Genomic DNA, 25716 nt, shown 5'->3' with positions numbered 1-25716 from the left:
GCCGCAAAGTCCCCCCGGCGTCTTGAAACGGCGGGTCCAGGCTGCGTCGAAACAGCCGTTGTGGCTGCATGTCAAGCAGTGACTTGTCGATGTGCCAGCAGGGCGGCTCCGCGCTATAATTCGCAAGATCAGATTTCGCGTTGACGATTTGCCGGTCGTTTGGACAGGGAGGAGTAGATGGACGTGCTGATCCTGTGTGCCGGTTCGCCCGACAAATCCTGGTCCGGCCCGAAGTCAAGCCGACCTTTGCGCACGCGAGGCAAACGGCAGGCCCAGAAAATCGGCGCCTGGCTGGGCAAACACAGGCTGGTTCCCGATCGCGTGCTGACAAGTTCAGACCTGAGGTCCAGGGTGACTGCTCAAAAGACCCTCAAGGCAGCGGGATGGACCGCGCGCAACGTCAAGAGGTCAGATGAGCTCTCTGCCGGCAGTCTTCCCACCTTGTCCAAGGGGAGTACCAATTTGTTGGTCCTTCCTCCGAAGACAGCGGGGGAGCTGCTGAAAAAGCTTGGTTTCGATCCCGAAGCTGCGCCCGGCGTTTTGTTTCAGCTTGCTGAGAGAGCAGGGAAAACCTGCCTGATTGAGCGGATTGATCCTAAGGATCTCCCGGACCTCTTTCCCTATCCCGCGCCCGATGGTCCAGAGGGTCGCGAGCGTCCTGCTTATTACTACAGTCAATCGGCGGTCATTCCGTTTCGCCGTACAGGCGACGAAACGGAAATTCTGATCGTCGGCTCCAGCAGCGGCCGCCACTGGGTTGTACCCAAGGGGATTGTCGAACCGGGCCTCGATCCGGCTGCTTCTGCCGAAGTGGAGGCCAGGGAAGAGGCAGGCGTCACGGGGAAGGTTGGCGAAAAACCGCTGGGAACATTCACCTACCAGAAATGGGGGGCGACCTGCGAAGTTGCCGTCTATGCGATGGAAGTTACCGATGTCATTCCCGACGAAGCGTGGGAAGAGCGGCATCGTAATCGCAAATGGGTGCCTGCGGCGATTGCGGGCCAACTCCTGCATCAGCCAGCTTTTGGACCGATGATTTCGGCAATTTGAGGCAGGCTCGGAAAGAACCCTTCATTTGTCAGAAAACTGAAACGACAAAAGCGTCTCATTCGTTCAACTGTAAGGCGCCGAAGCCGGAAACTTTCTGTATTTCAAGGTGCTGGTCCGATGGAGGATAAGGCCGAGGGCGTTACAGGACGCGACAATTGGCAACGATCCTGAATAAAATGGCCAAAAACGTATTGCATACCATTGTATACTGAAATATTACGGCGCTCAGCTAGCTTTCTCCCGGCTCGCCAGAGACACCTGCGATCCGCGGTTTAAGCGACAACCAACACAAACGCGCCGGGATAATCATGAGCTTGTACGCAGACTACCTGAAAGAGATTGACACTCGAAAAGACCAGGGATTGCACCCCAAGCCGATCGAGGACGGCGCGCTTCTCAACGAGATTGTCGCTCAGATCAAGGACCTCACGAACGAGCACCGGGAAGATTCCCTCAAGTTCTTCATCTACAACACGTTGCCAGGAACGACCAGTGCGGCAGGCGAGAAGGCCAAGTTTCTGAAGGAAATCATTCTTGGCAAATCCGTTGTTGAGGAAATCTCGCCGTCTTTTGCTTTTGAACTGCTGTCCCACATGAAGGGCGGACCCTCTGTCGAGGTTCTTCTGGATCTGGCCCTCGGCGATGATGCGTCCATTGCAAAGAGCGCAGCGGACGTTCTGAAAACCCAGGTGTTCCTCTATGAGGCAGATACGGACCGGTTGAAGGCAGCCTATGCCGACGGGAACGAGGTCGCCAGGGACATTCTCGAAAGCTACGCGAAAGCCGAGTTCTTCACCAAGCTTCCTGACGTGGCAGAAGAAATCAAGGTTGTCAGCTATGTGGCCGCCGAAGGAGATATCTCCACCGACCTGCTTTCCCCCGGCAACCAGGCTCACTCCCGGTCCGACCGTGAACTGCACGGCAAGTGCCTGATCTCGGAAGCCGCTCAGGCTGAAATCCGTGACCTGCAGCAACAACACCCGGACAAAAGGGTGATGCTGGTCGCCGAAAAGGGCACGATGGGGGTTGGTTCCTCCCGCATGTCCGGCGTCAACAACGTCGCCTTGTGGACCGGTAAGCAGGCAAGCCCCTATGTTCCGTTCGTGAACATTGCTCCGATCGTTGCCGGCACCAACGGCATCTCTCCGATCTTCCTGACCACAGTTGGTGTGACAGGCGGCATCGGAATCGATCTGAAAAACTGGGTCAAGAAACTTGATTCCGATGGCAATCCCATCCTGAACAACGACGACAACCCGATCCTTGAGCAGGCCTATTCCGTCGAGACCGGCACCGTTCTCACCATCAACACCAAGAAGCAGAAACTCTACAGCGAAGACGGAAAAGAAGAGCTTGTTGATGTCTCTTCTGCGTTTACGCCTCAAAAAGTGGAGTTTATGAAAGCGGGTGGCTCTTACGCCGTTGTGTTCGGCAAAAAGCTTCAGAACTTTGCGGCCGAAACGCTCGGTGTGGAACGGACCCCCGTATTCGCGCCGTCCAAGGAAATCTCCCATGAAGGGCAGGGCCTCACAGCGGTAGAAAAAATCTTCAACAAGAATGCGGTTGGCGTAGCTGAAGGAGCTGTCCTGCACGCAGGTTCCGATGTCCGGGTGAAGGTGAATATCGTTGGCTCGCAGGACACCACCGGTCTGATGACCTCCCAGGAACTGGAGGCGATGGCTGCAACGGTCATTTCGCCGACGGTTGACGGCGCCTATCAGTCAGGCTGTCATACGGCTTCCGTCTGGGATCTGAAGGCTCAGGCCAACATCCCGAAACTCATGAATTTCATGAACAGGTTCGGCCTGATCACAGCCAGGGATCCGAAGGGTGTTTATCACTCCATGACAGACGTGATCCACAAGGTCCTGAATGACATTACGGTTGATGACTGGGCTATCATCATTGGTGGCGACTCGCACACGAGAATGTCCAAGGGCGTCGCATTCGGAGCGGACTCCGGGACGGTTGCGCTTGCTCTGGCAACAGGAGAAGCAACCATGCCGATCCCCGAGTCGGTGAAGGTGACCTTCAAGGGAAGCATGAAGGACCACATGGATTTCCGTGATGTCGTGCATGCGACACAGGCCCAGATGCTGAAGCAGTTCGGTGACAACGTCTTCCAGGGACGGATCATCGAGGTCCATATCGGCACGCTGCTTGCGGACCAGGCCTTCACGTTTACCGACTGGACGGCGGAAATGAAGGCGAAAGCCTCTATCTGTATCTCCGAAGACAATACCCTGATTGAATCGCTCGAGATCGCCAAGAGCCGCATTCAGATCATGATCGACAAGGGCATGGAAAACGAAGCCCGGACTCTTCACGGGCTGATCGAAAAGGCAGACAAGCGCATTGCCGAAATCAGGTCCGGCGAAAAGCCGGCTTTGGCTCCGGATGATAATGCCAGGTACTATGCGGAAGTCGTCGTTGATCTCGATGAAATCGACGAGCCGATGATCGCGGATCCGGATGTAAACAATGCAGATGTGTCCAAGCGTTATACCCATGACACGATCAGGCCTGTTTCCTATTACGGGGGCGACAAGAAAGTGGACCTGGGCTTCGTCGGCTCCTGCATGGTGCACAAGGGCGACATGAAAATCGTCGCTCAAATGCTTAAGAACCTGGAAAAGAAATCCGGCAAGGTCGAGTTCAATGCACCGCTGGTCGTTGCGGCGCCCACCTACAACATCATCGATGAGTTGAAGGAAGAGGGCGATTGGGAAATTCTGCAGAAGTATTCCGGCTTTGAGTTTGACGACCTGAAGCCCAAGAACACTGCCCGCACAGAATACGAGAACATCCTGTATCTGGAGCGGCCCGGCTGTAACCTTTGCATGGGCAACCAGGAAAAGGCTGAAAAGGGTGACACCGTTCTGGCGACGTCCACCCGCCTGTTCCAGGGACGTGTCGTTGAGGATTCGGCAGAAAAGAAAGGGGAATCCCTTCTTGCCTCAACGCCTGTGGTCGTCCTGTCGGCAATTCTCGGCAGAACACCCGACATGGAAGAATACAAAGAAGCGGTTGAGGGAATTGACCTGACCAAGTTTGCTCCGTCGCTCAACAAGCCGGCTGGTGCGCGGTCGGTTCACTTCTAAGAGCCGCTGACGGAGACCGCGATCGGTCACTGAGACGAATTGAATATCGTGAACTCGCGGGGCGTTGTTCAGGCAACGCCCCGCGATTTTTTTGCGGTCGGTGCAGGAGCCCTTTTGAAGTGGCGCACAACAGGGCGTTCAACGAAATGCTCAAATGTGAAACGGGTGATCGTCGAGGAGCATATTCTGGTGTCCATAAGTTTCGATTGTGTCAGTCATCCCTTGAGTTGATACAATTGCAACATGCAAAGAAACGGAGCGGAAACAGTCGGTTCCCACATCAGTTTTGTCGGCAGCAACGCCGATGTCAGAAAAACTGAATGGAGACTTGGAATGAAAACCGCATCTATCTTATCAGCAGCCGTTTTTTCCGCCTTTGTGATACAGGGGACTGCTGCCAATGCAGGCCAGAATTGCTGGGGGCTTGAGGGCCAGGCACTTAAAGACTGTATTGGAAAAATGGTCGATGAAATTGCCCAAACCGGTCACGAGACCGAACAGCCGAACCAGCAGTTGCAGAAGCTGAAAAAGACAGCCGCTTCAAGACAGAAAACACGCTGAATTCCACCCGCCTCAACCGGCGGCATCAGCGAACTTTCGGGTGTGACCCTGAACTCCTGAAAGGATTGTACCTGTCACTTCATCCGCGGCGCAAATCGATGCGAAGTGCAAACTAAGGGCCACTGCTTTGGCTTTGACCTGATAGCTTTCAAACGATCGATTTGCCCGCGATTGGCTTTTCTAAAGTAGATCCGGCGTTTGACCGCCAGCATATTGCGCCAGTTTCGATACTGTTGTTTCTTGTGCAGTCAAGACCTAACACTGCAGCAGTCCTGACGGCTAGTGAATTAACTCAATCTAAATTTTCAATCGTAGTTGGATGAGGGCTGCGCAATAGGTTGTAACTCCCGATACGCGGATTATGATTGTAGTTCGAAGTTGCGGAAGCAGTAGCTAATCGAACAGCGGATAAATGACCCTGATGTATCCGACAACGCTCGTGTACCACATTGATCAATGGGTATCGATCGGTTGCGCTGATAGTTCTGGTAGCCGGTCGCCGACAGATCGATGGAGGCTTCGCCTTACGAAGACGCGAATTTGACCTTCACACCGCGCTGGCGAAAGTAAGCCTGCAGAAGCTTGCGCCCGGAGCGGTTGTTCTGGACGAGCCTGGCCGGATCCAGGACTGCCTCTTTCAAGCCCTCATCCTTCAGCGCTGCCTTGAGTGCCGCGATATGCAGATCAATATCTTCATTGTCTGCCTCGAGGGATTGATAAATGCGGTTCGTCGCATCCGCTACGGTCAGTTCGCTCACTGGTATGTTCCCGATGTTGTTTTGCGGGCGCATATCATATTATTGGACCCGATACCAACGAGAGTTGATTGGAACATGTTTGAGCGGCGCTAGAAGGCCTTGGAAAAAGTGCAGCTGATGGCCCCGCCCGCAACAGACTTTGCGAAAAGCTGAGCAATGAGCAGTAGCTAAACGAGAATTTCAGCCATATTCGCGAGAAGAACTGGTAGCGGAGGGGTGCTGCCGTCATCACCCCCACTCATCGGCGCTGTGGTTCATTCTTAGCGTGTGCTCCTGCAAGGATTTGAATTAATTACGGAAGTCAAGGTCTCGAGTACAGCAGCATAGTTTCACTAAATTCCAAAATCGGATAAGTCTGCGTTGGTAATTTTCGCCGCTGTGTCGCTGCATCCAGCGGACCAGCCAACAGGTGGCTAAGGACCGAAACGACTAGTGCGATAATTTGCGCTTATCAAACTTCAAGTACAATCCTGCCAATCGGGTGTGAGCAGCAGGCCAGGATTTGGCCTGTGTCGATGTCAGCTTCCGAGAGTTTCACCATTGTGGACCATATGCACTTCGCCCACGTATTTTTTGACCTTACAGGTTCCACAAACTCCAAAGATGCAACCTGAAGGGATGTTCAAACCAACCGGACGCGCAGTGACCAGCACTGTATCTGTTTCGGTAACCTTGGCTGTAACGCCCGAACTGGCGAATTGGATCTCGGCTTGTCGCCAAAGACAGGCAGCAAGTCTGGAGTTAGGCTAAGCTCACGGAGCCAGCGCAGTCAGACGCTTGCTGAGACTTTCAGTTGTTTTCAGAGCCTCCAGATAGATAGTAAAAAGGTCGTCATAGAACTCACGACAGGCCGGATTGGGTTCCCATTCCATGTCGATTTTCGAAAAAGGCGCATGTGCCTGCGCAATTGTTTCGCTCGAGCCCGAGGCAACAGAGGCAATACAGGCAGCACCGACGACGCCCGCTTCGGCGATTGCGAGGCGTTTCAGTGGTCGGTTCAGGACGTCGCTGCGGATCTGACCCCAAATGTCAGACTTGAACCCACCCCCTGCGCAGGTCATATAAGAGGACTGCACGTCTCCAGACGCTTCAAGCGCGGAAAGTACATGGCGGGCGGACAACGCGACGCCCTCATATACCGCACGCGCAAGATCAACTGTTTGCATTCCGGCCTCCAACCCCAGAAACGCGCCTCGCAGATCGGCATTCCAAATCGGAGCGCGTTCGCCAGCCAGTTGCGGCAAAAACAACGGAGCACGGGATAAGGGGTTGTTTTGAACCAATCTCGCCATCTCAGGGATGGACAGCCCCGCGACCTCGCAAAACCATTGTTGCGACGCGCCGCCTGACTGCGTTGGACCTGCATGCAGTCGCAGACCTTGATCCTCTGCAAAGACCACGATGCCGGGCTTGTGCGTGACTGTCTGGCAAGAAAGCCCCAGTATCTCACTGGTGCCGCTGAGGTAAGCGAAAGCATTTTCCCGGCAGGCCCCTGCTCCTGCCAGACCGATCCAACCGTCCATCGTGGCGTTGGCGAGCGGGAAACCGTCCCGGCTGCTACCCACGACAGATGTCATTGACTGGAGCGGCGCCATGCGTTCCATAGCACCAGGGACAAGGTCGAGGATCTTGCGGGCGTAATCTCCATCCAATCCGACAAGGCCGATATTTGACAGGGCGTCTGTCGCCAGTTCGCCCGTCAAATGAAGAAGAGCATAGTCTTTCGGCAACAGAACATGAGCCGTCTTGTCCCAGATCTCGGGCTCGTGGCGTTTGACCCAGAGCATCCGGGCCAGTGGATGCGATGGATCGATTGGAACCGGCGCGCCCAGAAGCGCGATCTTTTCCGCATCCGTAAAGTAAGCGTTCAACTCACGCGCTTCAATCGTCGCGCGTGTGTCCTGCCACAGGATGGCTGGCCTTAGAGTGTGTCCGGTTCGATCAACAAACACATGGGTATTGACCTGACTGGTCAATGCACCGCAGCGAACCGACTTCGACAGGCCGGAAGTGCGAAATTGTTCCATCGCTCGATCAATGAGCCGTATCCAGTCTGCGGGGTCCTGTTCGCAAATACCCGGAGCAGGACGCCGAGTCGGGTAGCTTTCAACAAACCACGCAAGCTGTGACCCATCGGGCGCAAACATGCCTGCCTTGACAGAAGTTGTCCCGAGATCAATTCCCAATAGCAAATCCTGCATGATCCGGCCTTTGTTAACGGTTCGCCAGCATGAGACAGATACTCAGAGGTTGATACTGAAACAAGTCGCAGGATCCGGGTTTTCGCGTTTCGCGGTGCTGACTTTCTTCGACGCGGCACCTCAAAAAGTGAGTGTGTCAGTCACGATTACGGAACGACTCTTGGAGCTTGAAGATTGCTTCCTGCGAAACAATGAGGTCCACATCGTGCCATTGATCGTTGAACTCCGTGACTGGCTTTCGTCACCCCTGCAAAGCTGGATGGCGTTGCCCAAGGACTGCAAGCCAATTCCCAAGTGGACGAACGAGAATGTCGCATACCTGAACGTCATCCAAGGCTTCGTGCGGTGGCGACGTCAACGCACGAGAGACATTCGGTTGTTGCTGGTGTGCGGCATGAACCGAAGGTGGGTCGTCGTCTCCTGAAGATCAAGCAAGAGTTCGACACCATCCAACGGCGAGATTTCGCAGCTATCGTCATGCCCGAGACATCATTGAAGACTGGAGGATCGACTACAATCTGAACCGACCGCATACGAGCCTCGACGGGCTCACCCCATTCGAATTTGCAACCAAGTCCAACGAAGATCACACCGTGAACAGAGCTAACTTTTGAATGCGGACAATCAGGGGAGCAGGTCAAAGCAGCAGCAACTCGATCGTCAAAACGATGACTGTTCTCTGTCTTGAAAAACGGAGAGCAGTCACTACTAGAATGTAAAGGTCAACCTGCCTTCAAAGGCGTTGATCGCGGTGTTTTCACCGAATTGACCCTGGTAGGATATACCAATGGAAAAGTCATTCTGTGAAAACAATTCAAAACCGGCTTCCACGTTGCCGAGAACCTGATCGCGATTGGCCGTGACGACAAACGGAAAGCCAGGTAATGCGCTGAATGCGGCGTCCACATCTGTCGATGCATTTGAAAACAGGGTCGCGCCACCGGCAACAAAGGCCCGCCCGTTCCAGCGTTCGTTGAGTTCGCGGTCGACACCGATTTCAACAGTTGGCGTTGCAGTGAATACAGTTTCGGTCGTACCGTCGACAGTCAGATTGGCAACACCGGCACCGGTTTCGGTGAAGCTGTTGTAGCTGTGTGTCGTTGCAGCCAGGTCAAGCGAAGGTTTCAGGTAGAAATCCTTCATGCTGGCAACGTAGGCCGCGCGCAACTCGGCCGTGCCGAAATAGCTGTCTTGCGAAGATGTGGCATTGAGATCGAACGGACCGAAATTTACTGCACGGCTTGTTTCATTGTCAGCAATACCACCGCTGATCGCGACCGCGACAAGCCATGCGCCATTGGTGTATTCAATGGACACACCAGCCTGAAAACGATTGAACGAATTGTTGGCGGTGCTGGTGGTATCAAGCGTACCGCGTTCAAAGTCAAACCCGCCGCCGACACGCCAGTTCAGTGCTACGCTGAACAGGGCGCCGGCAGAAATGCCGCCCAGATTTTCCGTATAACCGAGATTTTCGAATGTTGCGTCGAGATGCGAGCGGTGCGCGCCCGGTTGCAGCCAGAAGCAATAACCTTGCGCATTGGCAACCTGTCTGCCGTCGCGACCATCGCAAGCGAACAGATCGTTGGTGAACGCCAGTGACGACAGAATGTCCGCATTGCTCATGTGGCCGTATATTTCCGGGCTCAACTGATCAAGCGCATCGGCAAGTTCCGGCGTGTCGGACATAAGGAACAGGTTGAAATAAAGATCGTTGAATTCAGTCGACAAGCCTCCAGCGGTGCTGGCATCATTCAGAGCCGTGACGATATTGGTCTGGTTTTGATTGAGCGTGCCGGTGACGGTGTTGGCAGCCGTCGAGAAGCCAATATCAATGATTGCCTGCGTGCCGGTGATGAGCAATGTTGGGTCAAGATAATCCGGCAAGATCCCGTCATAGTCCAACTTGATACCACTATCGGTAACGCCGCCAACGGCATCGACGACAACAAATTGCGTCGTCAAAACAGGTTCTTCAACGAGGAAAGTCGCATCGATCACGCCGTCCAGATCGGCATTGCCGCTGATATTGAGCCTGTCGGCGTCATTTTGAATGACATCGATGGCTGTGATGCCATTTTCATCCTGAATGAAATCGCCGGTTATTTCCGTCACCTGGACGACACCAAAGCCACCGGGATTGAGCAAACCACCATTGTTCAATGAGCCATCGTTGCCCAGGTTGAACACATCGTAGGTGATCAGCTGGCCTGTTGCCAGATTGTTGAAACTGTTGCTGCCGGCACCGGCATCGAACTCAACGACTTCAAATACTCCGTCATTGTTGATTTCATCGGCACCGCCCGCCAGGACAACCAGATCCGCCTTGAAAGTGGCGCCTTCCTTGTTGTCGATGACATCGGCATCGTTTGCGGCGGTTAACTCACCGACCTGAAAATATCCGTCGTTTTCAACTTCATTTTCGCCATCGGCAAGAGCCAGTTCCCCGTCGACTGTCACGGTGCCGCTATTGAAAATCTTGTCGTTGCCACCGCTAAGATTGATCTCCACCGCGTTCAAAGCGCCACCGTTCTGAATATCAATCTCATCGGCTTCTTCGCCGCTGATGATTTCATCGGCAGTGAATATGCCGCCATAACTGGACAACGTATTGCTGCCCTCGCCGAGGTCCAACTCGCCGACATTGAATTTGTTCGTGTTGTGGATCGTGTCATCGCCCTCGCCCGCGGTCATCCTTCCGACGGTCAAAAGGCCGTTATTGGTCAGCTTGTCGGCATCGTCGCCCAGCTTGATGGTATTGACATCGATTGTGTCATTGTTGGTGACGATATCCAGACCGGCCTTCAAGGCAATCTCGTTGCCAGTGATTTCGCCGTCATTGGTGATCTCGTCATCGCCGACGCCCATAACCAGTTCTTCAATGGTAAGATTGCCGTTGTTATAAAGGTTGTTTTCGCCATCGTGAAAATCGGCCACGCCGGAAACCGTCATAATACCGTGGTTCTCGACGCGGTCATCGGCGCTGCCAAATTCAAAATCAGTGGCTTCGAGAGTGCCTAGTTCGTCATTGTAAATATCGATACCGTCAGGCTCGTCGAATTCCGGCGTCTGGTTTATGACGCCGGCCTGGATAAGCCCGGAATTGTTTATCCCGTTGCCGCCACTGCCCATATGGATATTGCCGTAAATCGCAGCGCCTTGTTCATTGCTGATCAAGTCATTGCTTGTACCAAGATCGAATGCATCCTTGGTGATCTCGCCAGGCGTTCCAATGACGCCGCCTGTTTCGTTGCTAATGACGTTGTTATCGCCACCAGTCGCCTTTATGGTGATCGCCGCACCAATGCCATCGCCATCGACATCGCCGACGATCGTTCCGTAATTCGTAATGTTGCCGATCGGGTGCGTCTCAATGTAAATGCCGTGTTGCGCGCCCGCGATGTCGCCATGGTTTATAATATCCCCGGCAATGCTGGACCCTACCGGCAAAACACCATCGCCTTGCACGTCGAGTAAAATAGCGCTTCCATTCGCGGAATTGGTTCCGCCCGTGACTTTTGCGCCTTCTTCGATGGCCAGATCGCCATCAAGACCGTTGGTAAATTCAATGCCATCCTGCCCGCCGCTGATATTGGCATTAATCGTCACATCGCCGACCACAGTTCCGCCGATATGAATGGCGTCGGCGGCCGCTGCCGCATCCGTCACGTCGCCGTTAATTTCAATATCGCCGTCAATCGCCGTATCGGTTACGGGCGTGCCGTCGGTCGGCGACCCTGGTGTGATCAACGTCCAGCCGGTCGATGGCAGCGGTTTTCATGCCTTCGACTGTATTTTCACAAGCGTCACCCCACAGATTTGTCACAAGTTCTGTCTTTGCCTTTTTCCAGGGCGGACAAACGCCGACAAGAAGGGCGTGACTGGTGATATCATCTGCTGCGCGCGAAACAACTGGCGTAGCAATGACAATGGAAAGGGCAAGCATAAAGCTTGCCCCATACCGTTTTACTGCATCGACGATCATTCTTGAGTTGCCGCCTTTGCCTCACAATCGCAGTCGCCGGGTGTTTTGGCTTCGACGACCTCGCCGCCGGCCTTCTCGCAATCCTGGACGGAAGCCGCCAGAACACCAACGGTATTGATTTTGCATTGGATTGCAGTCGGCAGGCTGTGACCGGGCTGCATGCCGCCCTGTACGCCATAACCGGGGATCATCGGGTAAATACTGAGAGGTGGACGCATTTGCTGAAGGAAGAAACCGCCATCACGCATCTGCAGCGAACCGACAGGCCAGGTGGGTGTTCCCCAAATAGGGTTGCTCTGCATGCCCCACGGAAAGGTGCCTGAAGGAATACCCAGCGGGCATGAGCCCGGATAGCAGCCCGGATAAGGAAGGCTGAAAATGCCCTGGGATCCGCCAACACCCAGCGGTGGGACGCCAGGATAGGGAACACCGAATATCCCTTGAGACCCGCCAACACCGAAAGGCAAGCCTGATTTCAGCGTCAGTCCCGTGCCTGATCCGCTGTCGGAAGCGCCAAAGGGTATCACGAACAAATCCGCATTCGCCAGGGTCGTCGACCCGACCAGAGCTGTCAGGGCCGCAGCGGAAACTGTGGTGATCATGCGCATTTTGTCTCTCCTTTTAGTGGTGGTGACACTTTCAATGAAGGAGAAGGATCAATCCATGCGTGTTGCGGAGCAAGGCATTCGTGGAAGCGGTGCGTACCTATTAGGACGCTGTATGTGCATCGTCCGTGTGCTTTCTCGATGACGGCACCGTCGAGAGCAACAACAACGTGGCGAACACGCAGTGCGGTACTGCGAAATAACGTCTCCCCCACTCTGAAGGACGGGGATTTTCGGGATGGAGTTTTGCACAACGTCTCTCGAAACTCTCAGCCCACAATGTCCATCTGCATCGGTTCGGTGCCATCGCACGTTGGAGATCCGTTGCGCGCGTGGCTGAGTGACCAACATGCATCTATCCAAAATTACCTCAGCGGACTTAACCCGACATCACCCTCCGGCCTGCAGCGGTTGTGGGCGCCATCGATGAAAACCACGACACGTGTCGACGCTTCGGCCTCGCGCCACAAGCCACCGCTTCGCCGGCGAAGCAACTTCGTCGCGATTTGATGGCACTCGGGTGGGATCGTCCGCGTTCTATCACTGTGATTTCAGACGATGAAGCAGCATTGCCGAACCTGAACAGGGAGTACCGTTCGAGAGTGCGTGTAATCGTCAATCCGGTTGCTGTGGTCGACAAGGGATGACTTTGCAAAGCGCTTGGTGGCACAGATTGTAACCTGTGTATTCTACTTCACCGATCCAGTTCGCTGACGCTTTTGACGATTTGTTCGCTTTCCCTCACGCAAGCGTCGACCAGCAAGTTGAGACGATCTTTCAGCGGGTTCTCGTCATTTGCAAACAAGCCCCAGGCGTAGCCAATTTTTGCGGACAATGGCCGGATCGACACGCCTTCAACCGGCACTCCGAGGGCAGTAACCGGGTCACACAAGGCAATACCCAGCCCGGCCCGTGCGGCCATTGCCGCACTCAGGGATGAATTGGTGGCAATTTCGCGGGACGGTTTGATTTGCTGCTCCGCGAGCGCTCGATTGATAGCGTCACGAATGCCATAGCCATTGCAGATGGTCGCCATTCGTTCTTCGGCGAACACAGACAGTGGAATTGGTTCGTCGCCATCATAGCGGCTCCCTTTCTTGACCACGGCGACAACGAGCGACTCGAAACGTGCCAGACACTTCAATTGGTCATGCTCGCTCGGATAGGCCGAGAATCCGAGATCGGCTGTGCGTTGACGCAGTGCATGCAGCACCCGTTCAGAAGTGGTCGTTTCGACGTGAACAAAATCAGGCAGGACATCTGCGACGCGCGACAGTACGGGTCCAACAAGGCCTGCGGACATTGTGGGGGTGGCGACAATGTCGATCGCGGCAATTCTCTCGTCACGGATCGCATGTGCCCGCTCGGTCAATTGCGAGAGGTTCGCCATAACACGCTGCGATTCTTCGAAAAACTTGATCCCCTTGGCTGTGGGAGAGATTTTCGGTCCGTTGCGTTCAAAAAGTGCAAAACCCACGCGCGCTTCCAGGTCTCTTACCATTCTGGTGACGGCTGGTTGGCTCACCGACAGTTTCTGGGCGGCCGCGGTCATGGACCCGTACCGGACCACCGCTGCGAAAGCTTCCATTGAGCGAATGTCAGGCCGCCCATTATTCATTGTTGACATACTAGAGAACCTATCATTACGGTAAGCTATCATTGACGCATCAGTATGCAGAAATAGCATAGCAAAGCTACTGTGCGATCGGTAAGGGGACCGGTGCAATGACATTTGGATGTGTGAAAGCGTTTATCTCCGGGTCTTTCAGGTCCGAGCTGAAGAAAACCCGCGCTGACGTCATAGACGCGCCAGCAGGCGCGCTATCAGATGAGGTTGTTTCTTCCAGCGACCTCTCATGTCACGACCTTTACCTATCGCGCAGACAACGCAACTCCGGCCCGGAGAGCGGTGCGAAATAGCCTTTTTGCAAGAAAATCTTGGGTGGCATGTACGATGACGCAAATATTGTCTTCTATTGACTCGCAAGGCCTGACGGCGCTTGAAGCGCGGCTCAAGGATGATCTGGATCTGCTTTGCTATCCTTCCAAGAGCTGGATCCCGCAGCAGGAAGGTGTTGCGGATGTCATCATCATCGGTGGTGGCATGTGCGGCATGGTCGCCTGGCTGGCGCTGAAGACGGGTGGAATACACAACATGCGCATCCTGGACCGGGCCGCCAAAGGCTATGAAGGTCCCTGGCTCGGATATGCGCGCATGGAGACCCTGCGGTCTCCGAAATTTCTCACAGGCCCCGCCCATGGACACGGTTCTTTGACGTTCCAGGCCTGGTTCCGTGCCCAGTTCGGGACGGAAGCCTGGGAGGAACTGGACAAGATCCCGCGCACAATGTGGATGGACTACTTGTGCTGGTATCGCGAAGTTCTCGACATCCCGATCGAAAACGGCATTTCTGTCGACCACGTAGAACCTGAAGGCGAATTGTTGAGACTGACTGTTTCGGGAGCGGATACAGAAACGATCCTGACTCGGAAACTGATCTTTGCAACAGGGCGTGACGGCACCGGTGGCCCGAACATTCCCGATTTCATCAAGGACCTGCCGCGACATCTGTGGGCGCATAGTGCGGACGAAATAGATTTTGCCGCACTCAAGGACAAACGGGTCGCCGTCATCGGTGTCGGAGCGTCAGCGGTCGACAATTCAGCCGAAGCCCTGGAACACGGTGCGGCGGAAGTTCGCCATCTGGTTCGCCGCAAAGAAATGCCGACAATCAACAAGATGATGGGCATCGGCAGTTATGGCTTCACCGCCGGCTATGCCGAGTTGCCCGACGAGTGGCGTTGGCGCTTCATGCAATACAGTTTTGCCACGCAAACTCCATCCCCTCGCGGGTCGACATTGCGGGTTAGCCGTCATCCAAACGCTTACTTTCATTTCAACAAAGTCACCACCGGTATCGAACAATACGGCAATGGCGCACTCATCCATTTCGCGGATGGAACATCATACGAAACGGACTTCGTCATCCTGGGCACTGGATTTGTCATTGATCCAATGGCCCGGACAGAATTTGGCGAAACCGCTTCTGAGATCCTTCTGTGGCACGATGTCTACGCTCCGCCAGTTGGCGAGGAGTCTGACGATCTGGGACGGTTTCCCTATCTGAACTCCGACTTCACCTTCCGGGAACGAACGCCGGGCAAAGCTCCCTGGCTGAAGAATGTCTACTGCTTCAATTACGGAGCATCTGCAAGCCTGGGCAAGGTGAGTGGCGACATTCCCGGGATCAGCGACGGTGCTGCGTGGCTTTCTCGTGCCGTTGCGGCCTCGCTCTACCGTGAGGATATTCAAGCGCACTGGCAGGGGATGCAGGACTACGACACGCCTGAGCTTCTTGGCGACGAATGGGAACCGACCCAGCTGCAGACCGAAATGCGTCCAAAGGAGAGCCAGGCAGTATGAATATCTCCGACATGACGATCCTGAGCAAAGCCGGCGTCGTGCCTGACAGCGCGTTGTCCAAGGTAGTGTCGACGCGAGGCAACATTCTTGGAATGGCACAGACCGCCGAAGAATCCGTGCTGCGTCCCAAGGAAACCGGAGCATTTCCCCATGAGCTTCGCGCTGCAATTGCCGCGCGCGTCGCCCGACTGGCCGGGGATGAAATGCTGGCGACCTACTACATGGCGGATGCGGGACAATATGCTGCTCTGGCCGAACCCAAGGAGCCAGCTGAACAGTACGAGGAGCTGACTGCTGTTTTGTCATTTGTCGACAAGGTCGCAAACCAGACCAGAGAGGCCGCTGCGGAGGATGTGTCGAAACTGCAGGCAGCCGGCGTTGCCGACGCTGACATCGTGCGGCTTTGCGAGCTGGTCGCATTTCTGGCTTTCCAGATACGCGTAATCGCCGGATTGCGCCTGATGCAAAGAGAAACCGCATGACCCGTGTTGTCCATAAGTTCACCCGGAGAGTTCCCGAATGGCGGCCGCGTGTTGTGCCGGTCAAGTTGGAGGAAGCCACTCCGCAGCAACTCGATGCGCTCAAGGTCACGCCTTCCAACACGAAGGTGTCGGACTACGTTTTGACCCTGGCCCATGATGTCGAGAGCCTGTCGGTGCGCTCGCCTCTTTTCAACGCGATCATGTATGACCGCGGCGGCATGTCACGAGAGGAACGGGAACTTGGTGCGCTGGCCGCATCAATGGTCAATCGTTGCGTCTATTGTGCCGCCGTTCACGCCGACCGTCACGCAAAGCTGGCAAAAGACGAAACCGTTACCGATGAGCTGTTCTCCAAGGGGGAAATGGCTGATCTGAACCCGCGAAACAGGGCAATTTTCGATTTCTCTTGCAAGGCCGCCGAGGCGCCGCCATCTGCGGGACCGGAAGATATTGAAGCGCTGTCGAAAGCCGGACTGTCAGACGAAGAAATCTTCGATCTGATCCTGTCTTCATCGTTGTTCGGATGGGCCAATCGGTTGATGCACGTGTTGGGTGATCCGGTGAGACGGAAGGAAACGGCATGAAAGGTCCAATGCGAATAGGCATTGCGGGTGCCGGGTCGATCGCGTGCGGCACAGCTGCACTTCTTCACCGAAACAAGCACATTCCGACACTCTGGTCGCCTTCCGGTGCAAGCACAGCCGTTTTTGAAACAACACCCTTGCAGGCCCACGGCGTGATCGAAACGGAATTTTCGCCGAACCTGGCCAATTCGGCACAGGAGTTGGCCGAAGGGTGTGATGCACTGATCATCGCGCTGCCAGCAACCGGGCACAAGAGCGTCATGGATGAACTGGCGCCGCACATTCGCGACGGGCAGCACGTTATCATCTCATCCCACGCTTCCTTTGGCGCAGTCTACCTCACACAGGCGTTGGCAGCGCGCGGAATAAACGCCCCGGTTACCGCCTGGGGCACCACAATCGTTTCCGGCCGGAGGCAGGAGAAAAACAAGGTACGCGTAAACACCATTCGCAACCGGGTTGATCTTTGCACGGTGCCGGAGGCCGGATCCGATGACGGATTGGCGTTGTGCCAGATCCTGTTTGGCGACCGTTTCATGCCCCGCGACGGCTTGCTGGCCATCATGCTGTCCAACCTCAATCCGCAAAACCATCTCGGGATCGCGCTTTGCAATATTACCCGAATGGAGCGCGGCGAAGACTGGAGCCAGGGCCTGAACGTTACGCCGAAGGTGGGGCGACTGCTGGAACAGCTCGATCTTGAGCGGCTCGCCATTGCCAGGGCGCTCAGCCTGAACGTGAAAACCATATTTGAGCACTTTCACCAGAGTTTTCATGTGCCTATCGGCACCATCTCCGAAATGAACCAGCAAATGCACACGCATGGTTATGGCGGTCTCGGTCCGGCAACCGCAGACAGCCGCTATGTGACCGAAGATGTTCCTTACGGACTTCAGGTAACCGTTGTTTTGGGTAGACTGGTGGACAGGCCTGCCACGCTACACGAAGCCGGCATCAGGCTGTTCTCGGCAATGTATGACAGGGAATTCGCGCACGAGAACGAATTTCTCCATGCACTGGAACTGGAAAACTACGGCCTTTGCGACTTGCAGCATGCGTCCCGAACGGGAGTGCTGCACTGACCATCCATTCCAGAAACATAACTCAAAAAGGATGGAATAAATTTAACCGACTAGGAGACGCTGACATGACCAAATTTATCATTGACCGCCGACGCTTCCTGGGGACCGCTGCAGTTGGTGCGGCAGCTCTGGCCAGCCCTGCCTATCTCCGCCGCGCGAACGCCTCGGGCGGTGAAGTGAATATCTGGACCTACAACGATTTTGTCCCTGAAGCATTCAAGAAGCAGTTCGAAGCGGACACCGGTATCAAGGTGAACATTCGCTTGGTGGACGACCAGGGCAAGCAGTTCAACTTGCTGGCGGCCGAAGCTCCCAATCCCACAGTGGACATCATGACTGTGGCCGGTCACCGTTTCCTGCAGTTCATCGACAGCGACCTTCTGGCTCCGCTCGACACAGGACGGTTGAGCAATTGGGGCAACATCAATCCAACGTTCTCGGAAAGCGACTGGTCCACGATCAACGGGCATAAATGGGGTGCGCCGATCCTGTCTGGAATGGAGGTGTTGGCCTATAACACTGAGCTCGTCAGTCCCGAGGAAGCCAGGAGTTGGGACGTTCTTTTCTCCGAGAAATACAAAGGCCAGACTGCCTATATCATTCAGGACATGATGTCGATCATCATGCTGAAGATGGGCTATGACGGCAACATGGTCGCCTATCTCGACGACCCTGAAAAGGCGGCTGCGATTGTCGAGGAAGCCAAGGCATTCCTGATCGAGAAGAAACCTCTGGTCAGGAAGTATTACGACAGCGGCGCCGAAGTGCAGCAGATGTTCATCAACCAGGACATTGCTCTCGGACATAGCTGGAACGGCCCCGCGGCCGCGCTGATCAACGACGGTTTCCCGCTGGCCATGACTATTCCGCAGGAGGGGTCCTACGGCTTTGTCTACACCTACAACATCGCCAACAACGCCCCCAACCCGGACAACGCCTACAAGTTCCTTGACGCCATTCTCGCGTCTCCGGAAATCGGCGCGTCGATGACCAAGGCCTCCGGCTTTATCTCAACTTACAAGGATGCGTCGAATTACCTGACGGACCTTGAAAAGAAATCGACGTCGTTCTCGGATGACGAATTGGAGAACCTGCAGTTCTTCCGGGCAGAGGCGAACGAGATGAAGTACGGGCTTGTCGATCCTGCGGTTGAAGCCATCAAAGCGGCCTGAGCGGCCGCTTTGACCGGTTGAAACATCCTTGCCCGCCACGAGGCGGGCAGGGGCTTGAAGCTTATTTGGGAGAAACGGGCATGAGCGATGAAGTCGCTCCACGCACTAGTCGCGGCGATGACACCATGGATAGGAAACGACTGACGTTCTGGGGATCATTGTCGAGCTGGACGCCATATCGGATGGTGGTCGGAGTTGCGACCGCATCACCACGCCGCCAGTTCCTGATCCTTGCAGCCTTTCCATTGCTCTGGGTGCTGACCCAGCATCTTGGGCCGATGCTTCAGATGCTGCGGGTGAGCTTCACGGATGCCTATCCGGTGGCGCCGGGGGTTGAACAGCATTTTACCCTGGACAACTATGCGCGCTTCTTCGGAGATCACATTTTCTGGCAGCCGTTCTTCCGCACGCTCGTCTTTGCTGGCGTTTTCACCTTTTGCACGCTCATCCTGACATATCCCGTCGCCTATTTTCTTGCACGTCATGTCAGCCGCAAAAACCAGATGCTGATGCTCCTGTTGCTGCTGATCCCGTTCTGGGTCGGCGAAATCGTTCGTACCTACGCCATCATGATCCTGCTTGGAAACACCGGAGCGGTGAACCAACTGCTCAAGTGGCTCAGCCTGATCGACCGACCGATCCCGTTCATGTATACGAGCTTTTCCATGGGCGTCGGGATCGTCTATCTGACTGCGCTTTACATGCTGTTGCCGCTCTACTCGGCTCTGGAGAAACTTCCCAGAAGCTACAACGAGGCCGCGGCTGATCTGGGCGCTTCGGCCTGGACACGGTTCCGCCGGATAACCCTTCCCCTGACACTTGAAGGGATCTCTTCGGGGTGCACTCTGGTGTTTCTGATTTCGACCGGTTTCTATGCAACTCCGGTTCTGCTCGGCGGGCCGTCGACGACGGTGTTTGCCGAAACGATTGCAGGGTTCTTCCATGTGGCGGGTGACGAGTGGCCCACCGGTGCGGCCTTTGCAACAATCATGTTCGTTGCCGCGATCTTCCTGACCGGTGCGTTCCAGAAACTGATGAACTCTTTACGCAAAGGAGACACGAATTGAACCGGGGCAATCGCATCCTGCTCTCCTGTGTCTACTGGGCCTTCGTTCTATATGTTTTTGTTCCCCTGGTCCTGATGATCCTCATGGGGTTCAAGGACAGCAAGTTTATCGGCTTTCCAATCCGATCCTGGACACTTGACTGGTACACCGGTGTCTTCGATGACGCCGCCGTGCCGTCAGCGTTTGTCTATTCGGTCGTCATTGCCGTGCTGGCGACGGTCATCTCCGTTTTTGTGGGAACCTGGATCGCGGTCCTCCTGGAAGGCCGGAAATTCCTGGGGCGGACCGCGATGTTCGGTTTGACTGTCCTACCCGCACTCGTGCCCGGCATCATCTCCGCCATTGCCTTCAGGATCTACGCGCGCTGGCTGGGCATCGAGCCTGGAATGGGAGCGATCGTCTGGGCCCATGCGGTCCACAATGTCCCGTTCGTGGCCCTGGTGGTCATGGCCCGGCTGTCCACACTGCCGAAGAGCCAGATAGAAGCTGCCCGCGACCTCGGCGCCGATCCGATCATCGCCTTTTTGCGGATCACCTTGCCTTATCTTGTGCCGGCAATCCTCGGCGCCAGCATCTTCTGTCTGCTTCTCAGCTTCGACGACTTTGTGCGTTCCTTCTTCCTCGGAGGGTACGAGCCGACTTTGCCGGTCCTGATCTTCGCCAAATTGAGATCCGGCATGTCACCGGAAATCAATGCCATTGCGACGATCGCCCTGATCCTAACTGCAGCGATCGGCATTTGGGCCGAGCGCTTTACGCGTCGAATGAACAAGGAGTCCCGAAATGACTGACCCAAATCCCCTTGTTCGCATTGAGGGTGTTACCAAGAAATTCGGCCAGACCGTCGCATTGGACAACCTGACGCTGGACATCGCGCGAGGTGAGTTCGTCACCTTCCTGGGACCGTCAGGCTGCGGAAAATCCACGACCTTGCGTATCTTGGGTGGCTTCGAGCGACCGATGACGGGCCGCGTTATCCTGGATGATGAGGATATGACCCTGCAACCGCCGGAGAAGCGGCACGTGAACATGGTTTTTCAGGACTACGCACTGTTTCCCCATATGACCGTGCGCCAGAACATCTCCTTCGGACTTGAACTCAAGGGAATGAAGAAGGCCGACATTCGCCTGAGGCAGGACGAGATCATGTCATTCCTTGAACTGGAGGCCTACGGGAACCGCTACCCGGGTCAATTGTCGGGAGGCCAACGTCAGCGCGTGGCGCTGGCGCGGGCGCTGGCACCTGATCCCGCGCTCCTTCTTCTGGACGAGCCTTTGGCGGCACTGGATGCGAAGCTGCGCGGACAGGTGCAGCAGGAATTGAAGGCAATCCAGCGGCGCACGCACAAGACCTTTTTCTTCGTGACCCACGACCAGGAAGAAGCCCTGACCATGTCCGACAGGATTGTGGTCATGAACCATGGCCGGGTTGAACAGGATGGCACGCCCGAAGAGCTCTATTTCCACCCCGCGACACGATTTGTCGCCGAGTTCATTGGTGAAACGAACCTGTTGACGTGCGAAATGCGCGGTCAGGACGGTGATGCGATCGTGATGGACTGGTTCGGTCAGACGCTGAAAGGCCAATCGAACGGTCATCTGCCCCAGGTGGGCGACAAAATCACCGCTTCGGTCCGGCTGGAAAAGTTAGGGTTTCATACAGCACGCCCCGAGCACCCTAATGCGGTAAAGGGAACCGTTGTCGGCAAGACCTTTTTGGGAAGTCGCATGTCAGTCGATCTGATGATCGAGGAAGCGCAGGGCGCAAGGCTGCGTGCTTTTGTGGATGCAGATATAGGTCAGTCTGTTGGGTCCGAACCGGTCTGGGTAGGATGGGACAGTGGGAGCATGGCAGTTCTTCGCGAATAGACCTGAAGTCCGCACCAGCGTTCCATCCTTGCTGTGTTTGCGAATGGTATGGCACACCGTGGATATTATCCATATCTCAGTCGTTGAGCCATTCAACCACTTTGCCAGAATTACAGCCGTCTCAATTGTCCGCCACAACTAGCAACTAATTTGGGTCACCCAGGTGCGGGTCTGCTCCGGAAGGGGGCAGGATAGTACGTTAAGCACGCCGGATCTTCATACAACGAGCAGCGAAATCGCCGAATGAGCCCAACCTGCTCGTTCGTCGGGGCGCAGCGAATGTCAGCTCTTTCTGCCGGTGCTCATGTGCTTATTCACTGCGGAGATGAACGAACTGAGTGGTTCCTGGTCCGCATTTTGCTCTGGGAAATACAGGTGAAATGGAGGCAGCTCGGTCGCGTAGCCATTTAGCACCAGCTCCAACTCACCAGCTTTAAGGTGGTCTTCCATCGTCGCACGTATTGACCAGCCTATACCGTGGCCTTCGCGCGCGCGATAGCCATGCCTTCACGGGTTCGCATTCGGATCAGATCAGCCTCGAACTCGGCAAAGGTGGCGAGGATGTTGAAGAACATCTTTCCCATTGGATCGGTCGGATCATAGACGGATGCACCGAGAGCCGGCTTCACCTCCACAAGAGCATTTTCGGCCTCTTGAAATCCGACCAATCCGCAACGGCATGCGGTCTGAACTGACGGTCAGGCTGATCCATGGCGAACATGAACGATCGGCATGAAAGGAATCCAACCTTGTCTGATTTCCGAAATGATCCCGGCGACAATTGGATGCAGCTCAATCCGAAGGGTGCCAACAAAGGCAAATTCAATCTGCTGGCGACACCGGACGGGCGACGGCTTCAGAACAAGCTCCATGAGCTGCGTTGACAGCGATCGTTTCCATTTTTACCGTCGTTGCCTACTTAGATTTGGAGTGCCAAAGATGTCTGATACCGAGCCGCCACGAGTGGTAATCTCGTCCATCACACATGATCTAATTGAAGAAGAATCTATAGTGACACTGTCCTGGCCGGAAGATCAGGACAAGCGCCTAGCCCTTCCTGTGCCTTTTGGTTGCAGCCTTGAAGAACTCCAGCAGGAGGCGGCAAAAGCCTTGCGTGTGCTATCAGATGAGTGCGCCGAACTTGCTGTAGAAATACAAAACTAAGAATTTGGACCAAAGAGCGTCATCTTGCGCTCAGCCGAAACCAGCTCCGGCTCTGATCGAGGAACCCCTACCGGCACTGTCGTCCGGTAGGGGTTTTTCGTGCTGCAGGGCAACGAGCTCCAGCGCGATCCGCGCGTGCGTCATTGCATCCTGATCAAAATTTCACCAAATGGTTTCAAGTCATTTGTTTTTAACTTTCTGTATTTCCATAATGAAATTCGATTCCGGCTGAAGTCTCACCGGTCAAAGGAGAAGAACCAAACGACAACATCTATCACGCTCATGTTGAACGGCCCGACGGCCTGGGCAATTACTTTATGGCCCTCCACTTGAAACATATTTTTACGAGTTACGGGCGCGTTCAATCAGTCGATGCGCCAGGTGAAGGATGGTTGAAACATCTGTCTTCAGTTCCTCTTTTGACTGCAATCGTTACGAAGTTGAGCGGCGTCATCGGAAAAAGTAGTCGGAAGAAACGACGGTGATGGGCAATGCCTTGCACGTCGTCACTCGTAAAAAAAAGAATACGTTCGTCCACTTTGGCTTTGGATCAAAGACAGGACGCTGGCGTCGATCGCCGCCAAGATGCAACGACAAGGTGCCAGGTTGATGAATTTGTCTTAACCGCTCGCCGCATGGTGGCAGGCAACCGAAGTCGAGCTTGAAGTACCGGGCTGAAGCTCGGGCTCTTTATGTCGACAAATTTCCGTCGCGAGTGGACATCGCGTGTGAAATTTGCAGCCCTGTGGCGGATTGACGGGGGAGGGGAGATCGCCGGTCAGCCGAATCCTGTGTTTCGAATTGCCGCTGGCACCTACCCTGGGGACCGCCGAAAGCAAAGCCTGAGTGTAAGGATGCCTGGGGGCGTTCAGAATGTTGTCGGTTACGCCGATCTCGACGATCTTTCCAAGATACATGACCGCGATGCGATCGCTGACATAACCGATGACGGAAATGTCGTGCGAAATGAAGAGGTAGGTGAGATCGAGGTCCTGTTTCAGTTCTTCGAGAAGCTCGATAATCTGCGCCTGAATGGAGACATCAAGTGCGGAAACCGGCTCGTCGCAGACGATGAATTTCGGGTTCAGGATGAGCGACCGGGCAATGCCGATGCGTTGACGCTGCCCGCCTGAAAACTGATGCGGATATCTGTTCACGTGATTGGCATTGAGCCCGACCCGGTCCAGGACCGCAGCGACCCGCGCGCGCTGCTCGGCACCGTTGGCCATCTGGTGAACACGCAGGGGCTTGGAGACGATCTCTCCGACTGTCATGCGCGGGTTCAGCGAGGCATAGGGATCCTGAAAAACGATCTGCATGTGCCGGCGCCACGGTTTCAATTCGCCGTCACTCATTGTCGTAATGTTCTTGCCGTCAAACTCGACCTTGCCAGAAGTCAGATTGTGAAGGCGCAGAACCGAACGTCCGAGCGTGCTCTTGCCGCACCCGCTCTCACCGATCAGCCCCAATGTCTCGCCCCGCCGGATTGAGAAATCCACGCCGTTGACAGCCTGAACGATGGACCCTGGGTTCCCGGTCAACCGGCCGACGAGGCCGCGCCGCCCATCGTAGTGCTTGACCAGCTTGGTCACCTGCAACAGATCGCTCATGCCTTGCCTTCCTCTCCCGGTGAGATGCACCGGACCAGCCAATCCGCTTCAACGCTCTGCATCGCGATACGGGACCGGCATGACGAATGCGCGCGCTTGCAGCGCTCCATGAAGCGGCAGATCGTCGGCAGGTTCTTCAGTTCCGGCACGGTTCCCCGAATGGGGTCGATTTTTCTGGAAAGATCCGAAAGCCGGGGAATGGAGCCTAGCAGGCCCTGGGTGTAGGGGTGCTGGGGCCTGTTGATCACGTCCCGGGTCGGGCCTTGCTCGATTACTTGTCCCGCATACATCACCACCACATTGTCACAATACTCGGCAACCACGCCGAGATCGTGCGTTATCAGCACGACGCTCATTTGCAGCTTTCTCTGAATGTCGGCGATCAGCTCCAGCACCTGGGCCTGGATCGTCACATCCAGCGCAGTGGTCGGCTCATCGGCGATCAGCAGCTTCGGGCGGCAGGCAAGCGCGATGGCGATCATGATCCGCTGCCGCATCCCACCGGAAAACTGGTGGGGATAATCGTGCAGTCTCGTTTCCGCGGACGGAATTCCAACAAGACGCATCATATCCAGCGCCTGGTCTAGCGCCTGTTTGCGCTTCGCTCTCCTGGAACCGGTCAGGCTGTCGTCATGAGCCAGCAACACCTCAACAATCTGCTCGGAAACGGTGTAGGCAGGATTCAGCGCGGTCAAGGCGTCCTGCATCGTCATGGCAATGTCCTTTCCTCGTAAACGCTGCAGGTCCTTCCGGTCCAGGCCGACCAGCTCCCGGCCGTTGAAGCGAATGGATCCCTCGGCGATGAAACCGGGCTTTTTGACAAGCCCCATCACCGACGAAAAGGTCACGCTCTTGCCCGACCCGCTCTCGCCGACGACACCAAGGGTCGTGCCTCGTTCGACTGCAAGGGTGACCCCGTCAACGGCGGTTACCAGTCCGTCTCGTGTATCGAAACAGGTCTTCAATTCGTCGATCTGAAGGATTTCATCTCTCACGGTATC

General features: G+C 55.3%; 23 protein-coding genes and 2 pseudogenes. 15 read left to right on the top strand and 10 right to left on the bottom strand.

Annotation, left to right across the window (positions count from 1 at the left end):
• Positions 1–177: 177 nt before the first annotated feature.
• The 3 genes from ABLQ08_RS09130 to ABLQ08_RS09120 all read left to right on the top strand — a co-directional run bounded on the left by ABLQ08_RS09130 (position 178) and on the right by ABLQ08_RS09120 (position 4712).
• Positions 178–1050, top strand: a complete 873-nt coding sequence (locus tag ABLQ08_RS09130) for an NUDIX hydrolase (protein ID WP_352940956.1) — start codon at positions 178–180, stop codon at positions 1048–1050.
• A 308-nt stretch (positions 1051–1358) separates the two neighbouring features.
• Positions 1359–4151, top strand: coding sequence for a bifunctional aconitate hydratase 2/2-methylisocitrate dehydratase (locus ABLQ08_RS09125; protein WP_352940954.1), 2793 nt, complete (start codon positions 1359–1361; stop codon positions 4149–4151).
• 333 nt (positions 4152–4484) lie between these two features.
• A complete protein-coding gene (locus ABLQ08_RS09120) occupies positions 4485–4712 on the top strand; it encodes a hypothetical protein (protein ID WP_352940952.1) in 228 nt (75 codons plus the stop codon).
• A 524-nt stretch (positions 4713–5236) separates the two neighbouring features.
• On the opposite strand, the gene ABLQ08_RS09115 is transcribed toward ABLQ08_RS09120, so the two are convergent.
• The 3 genes from ABLQ08_RS09115 to ABLQ08_RS09105 all read right to left on the bottom strand — a co-directional run bounded on the left by ABLQ08_RS09115 (position 5237) and on the right by ABLQ08_RS09105 (position 7671).
• A complete protein-coding gene (locus ABLQ08_RS09115; protein ID WP_352940950.1) occupies positions 5237–5470 on the bottom strand; it encodes a hypothetical protein in 234 nt (77 codons plus the stop codon).
• A 518-nt stretch (positions 5471–5988) separates the two neighbouring features.
• Positions 5989–6123: a 2Fe-2S iron-sulfur cluster-binding protein gene (locus ABLQ08_RS09110; protein ID WP_352940947.1), complete on the bottom strand. Its 135-nt coding sequence runs from the start codon at positions 6121–6123 to the stop codon at positions 5989–5991.
• Between the two features lie 99 nt (positions 6124–6222).
• Positions 6223–7671 carry an FGGY family carbohydrate kinase gene (locus tag ABLQ08_RS09105; RefSeq protein WP_352940945.1) on the bottom strand — a complete coding sequence of 483 codons (1449 nt, stop codon included), beginning with the start codon at positions 7669–7671 and terminating at the stop codon, positions 6223–6225.
• A 461-nt stretch (positions 7672–8132) separates the two neighbouring features.
• Between ABLQ08_RS09105 and ABLQ08_RS09100 the strand changes: the two are divergent.
• Positions 8133–8285 (top strand): annotated as a pseudogene (locus tag ABLQ08_RS09100) (integrase core domain-containing protein); the annotation flags it as partial.
• A gap of 94 nt (positions 8286–8379) precedes the next feature.
• Here ABLQ08_RS09100 and ABLQ08_RS09095 read toward each other — a convergent pair.
• From ABLQ08_RS09095 to ABLQ08_RS09085, 3 genes are read right to left on the bottom strand one after another with little or no spacing between them, the layout of a single operon-like run.
• Complete coding sequence (locus ABLQ08_RS09095; protein WP_352940944.1) at positions 8380–11421, bottom strand: autotransporter outer membrane beta-barrel domain-containing protein; 3042 nt, start codon at positions 11419–11421, stop codon at positions 8380–8382.
• Positions 11366–11656 (bottom strand): hypothetical protein, encoded by a 291-nt coding sequence (locus ABLQ08_RS09090; protein ID WP_352940942.1) that lies wholly within the window; start codon positions 11654–11656, stop codon positions 11366–11368. Before ABLQ08_RS09090 ends, ABLQ08_RS09095 begins: the two co-directional genes overlap by 56 nt.
• The gene (locus tag ABLQ08_RS09085; protein ID WP_352940940.1) at positions 11653–12264 is read right to left on the bottom strand and encodes a hypothetical protein; all 612 of its coding nucleotides are present in this window, start codon (positions 12262–12264) and stop codon (positions 11653–11655) included. The genes ABLQ08_RS09090 and ABLQ08_RS09085 overlap by 4 nt, the downstream gene beginning before the upstream one ends.
• Before the next feature lie 407 nt (positions 12265–12671).
• Between ABLQ08_RS09085 and ABLQ08_RS09080 the strand changes: the two are divergent.
• Positions 12672–12848, top strand: a pseudogene (locus ABLQ08_RS09080) (ISKra4 family transposase); the annotation flags it as partial.
• A 107-nt stretch (positions 12849–12955) separates the two neighbouring features.
• On the opposite strand, the gene ABLQ08_RS09075 reads toward ABLQ08_RS09080, so the two are convergent.
• Positions 12956–13888: a LysR family transcriptional regulator gene (locus ABLQ08_RS09075; RefSeq protein ID WP_352940938.1), complete on the bottom strand. Its 933-nt coding sequence runs from the start codon at positions 13886–13888 to the stop codon at positions 12956–12958.
• A 327-nt stretch (positions 13889–14215) separates the two neighbouring features.
• Here ABLQ08_RS09075 and ABLQ08_RS09070 point away from each other — a divergent pair, with 327 nt between their 5' ends.
• From ABLQ08_RS09070 to ABLQ08_RS09035, 8 genes are all read left to right on the top strand, one after another.
• A complete protein-coding gene (locus tag ABLQ08_RS09070) occupies positions 14216–15685 on the top strand; it encodes an NAD(P)/FAD-dependent oxidoreductase (protein ID WP_352940936.1) in 1470 nt (489 codons plus the stop codon).
• The gene (locus ABLQ08_RS09065) at positions 15682–16167 is read left to right on the top strand and encodes a hypothetical protein (RefSeq protein ID WP_352940935.1); all 486 of its coding nucleotides are present in this window, start codon (positions 15682–15684) and stop codon (positions 16165–16167) included. Before ABLQ08_RS09070 ends, ABLQ08_RS09065 begins: the two co-directional genes overlap by 4 nt.
• Positions 16164–16751: a peroxidase-related enzyme gene (locus tag ABLQ08_RS09060; protein WP_352940933.1), complete on the top strand. Its 588-nt coding sequence runs from the start codon at positions 16164–16166 to the stop codon at positions 16749–16751. Before ABLQ08_RS09065 ends, ABLQ08_RS09060 begins: the two co-directional genes overlap by 4 nt.
• Positions 16752–16759: 8 nt before the next feature.
• Entirely contained in the window at positions 16760–17833 is a 1074-nt protein-coding gene (locus ABLQ08_RS09055) for an NAD/NADP octopine/nopaline dehydrogenase family protein (protein ID WP_352942569.1), read from the top strand.
• 65 nt (positions 17834–17898) lie between these two features.
• Positions 17899–19005 carry an ABC transporter substrate-binding protein gene (locus ABLQ08_RS09050; protein ID WP_352940932.1) on the top strand — a complete coding sequence of 369 codons (1107 nt, stop codon included), beginning with the start codon at positions 17899–17901 and terminating at the stop codon, positions 19003–19005.
• An 80-nt stretch (positions 19006–19085) separates the two neighbouring features.
• Complete coding sequence (locus ABLQ08_RS09045) at positions 19086–20072, top strand: ABC transporter permease (protein ID WP_352940930.1); 987 nt, start codon at positions 19086–19088, stop codon at positions 20070–20072.
• Positions 20069–20863 carry an ABC transporter permease gene (locus tag ABLQ08_RS09040; RefSeq protein ID WP_352940928.1) on the top strand — a complete coding sequence of 265 codons (795 nt, stop codon included), beginning with the start codon at positions 20069–20071 and terminating at the stop codon, positions 20861–20863. The genes ABLQ08_RS09045 and ABLQ08_RS09040 overlap by 4 nt, the downstream gene beginning before the upstream one ends.
• Positions 20856–21941 (top strand): ABC transporter ATP-binding protein, encoded by a 1086-nt coding sequence (locus ABLQ08_RS09035; RefSeq protein WP_352940926.1) that lies wholly within the window; start codon positions 20856–20858, stop codon positions 21939–21941. The genes ABLQ08_RS09040 and ABLQ08_RS09035 overlap by 8 nt, the downstream gene beginning before the upstream one ends.
• Before the next feature lie 470 nt (positions 21942–22411).
• Here the strand turns inward: ABLQ08_RS09035 and ABLQ08_RS09030 are convergent, their stop codons facing one another.
• Positions 22412–22609 (bottom strand): recombinase family protein, encoded by a 198-nt coding sequence (locus ABLQ08_RS09030; protein WP_425328981.1) that lies wholly within the window; start codon positions 22607–22609, stop codon positions 22412–22414.
• 81 nt (positions 22610–22690) lie between these two features.
• Between ABLQ08_RS09030 and ABLQ08_RS09025 the strand changes: the two genes are divergently transcribed.
• On the top strand, positions 22691–22825 hold the full coding sequence (locus ABLQ08_RS09025; RefSeq protein ID WP_352940924.1) for a hypothetical protein: 135 nt from the start codon (positions 22691–22693) through the stop codon (positions 22823–22825).
• A 55-nt stretch (positions 22826–22880) separates the two neighbouring features.
• Entirely contained in the window at positions 22881–23105 is a 225-nt protein-coding gene (locus ABLQ08_RS09020) for a hypothetical protein (protein ID WP_352940922.1), read from the top strand.
• Positions 23106–23725: 620 nt separating this feature from the next.
• Here the strand turns inward: ABLQ08_RS09020 and ABLQ08_RS09015 are convergent.
• The gene (locus ABLQ08_RS09015) at positions 23726–24715 is read right to left on the bottom strand and encodes an ABC transporter ATP-binding protein (protein WP_352940920.1); all 990 of its coding nucleotides are present in this window, start codon (positions 24713–24715) and stop codon (positions 23726–23728) included.
• On the bottom strand, positions 24712–25710 hold the full coding sequence (locus ABLQ08_RS09010; RefSeq protein WP_352940918.1) for an ABC transporter ATP-binding protein: 999 nt from the start codon (positions 25708–25710) through the stop codon (positions 24712–24714). The genes ABLQ08_RS09015 and ABLQ08_RS09010 overlap by 4 nt, the downstream gene beginning before the upstream one ends.
• Positions 25711–25716 lie beyond the last annotated feature (6 nt).

The sequence above is a fragment of the Roseibium sp. SCP14 genome, from assembly GCF_040329475.1.
GTDB lineage: Bacteria > Pseudomonadota > Alphaproteobacteria > Rhizobiales > Stappiaceae > Roseibium.
Note: the sequence above shows the minus strand (reverse complement) of the source record. Positions and strands in the feature narration are given on the sequence as shown.

Coding starts and splice junctions, on each gene's coding strand:
- ABLQ08_RS09060 (WP_352940933.1), top strand. CDS start 16,164: ATGACCCGTGTTGTCCATAAGTTCACCCGGAGAGTTCCCGAATGGCGG.
- ABLQ08_RS09050 (WP_352940932.1), top strand. CDS start 17,899: ATGACCAAATTTATCATTGACCGCCGACGCTTCCTGGGGACCGCTGCA.
- ABLQ08_RS09105 (WP_352940945.1), bottom strand. CDS start 7,671: ATGCAGGATTTGCTATTGGGAATTGATCTCGGGACAACTTCTGTCAAG.
- ABLQ08_RS09090 (WP_352940942.1), bottom strand. CDS start 11,656: ATGATCGTCGATGCAGTAAAACGGTATGGGGCAAGCTTTATGCTTGCC.
- ABLQ08_RS09015 (WP_352940920.1), bottom strand. CDS start 24,715: ATGAGCGATCTGTTGCAGGTGACCAAGCTGGTCAAGCACTACGATGGG.
- ABLQ08_RS09045 (WP_352940930.1), top strand. CDS start 19,086: ATGAGCGATGAAGTCGCTCCACGCACTAGTCGCGGCGATGACACCATG.
- ABLQ08_RS09075 (WP_352940938.1), bottom strand. CDS start 13,888: ATGTCAACAATGAATAATGGGCGGCCTGACATTCGCTCAATGGAAGCT.
- ABLQ08_RS09055 (WP_352942569.1), top strand. CDS start 16,760: ATGCGAATAGGCATTGCGGGTGCCGGGTCGATCGCGTGCGGCACAGCT.
- ABLQ08_RS09070 (WP_352940936.1), top strand. CDS start 14,216: ATGACGCAAATATTGTCTTCTATTGACTCGCAAGGCCTGACGGCGCTT.
- ABLQ08_RS09085 (WP_352940940.1), bottom strand. CDS start 12,264: ATGCGCATGATCACCACAGTTTCCGCTGCGGCCCTGACAGCTCTGGTC.
- ABLQ08_RS09130 (WP_352940956.1), top strand. CDS start 178: ATGGACGTGCTGATCCTGTGTGCCGGTTCGCCCGACAAATCCTGGTCC.
- ABLQ08_RS09125 (WP_352940954.1), top strand. CDS start 1,359: ATGAGCTTGTACGCAGACTACCTGAAAGAGATTGACACTCGAAAAGAC.
- ABLQ08_RS09035 (WP_352940926.1), top strand. CDS start 20,856: ATGACTGACCCAAATCCCCTTGTTCGCATTGAGGGTGTTACCAAGAAA.
- ABLQ08_RS09120 (WP_352940952.1), top strand. CDS start 4,485: ATGAAAACCGCATCTATCTTATCAGCAGCCGTTTTTTCCGCCTTTGTG.
- ABLQ08_RS09065 (WP_352940935.1), top strand. CDS start 15,682: ATGAATATCTCCGACATGACGATCCTGAGCAAAGCCGGCGTCGTGCCT.
- ABLQ08_RS09020 (WP_352940922.1), top strand. CDS start 22,881: ATGTCTGATACCGAGCCGCCACGAGTGGTAATCTCGTCCATCACACAT.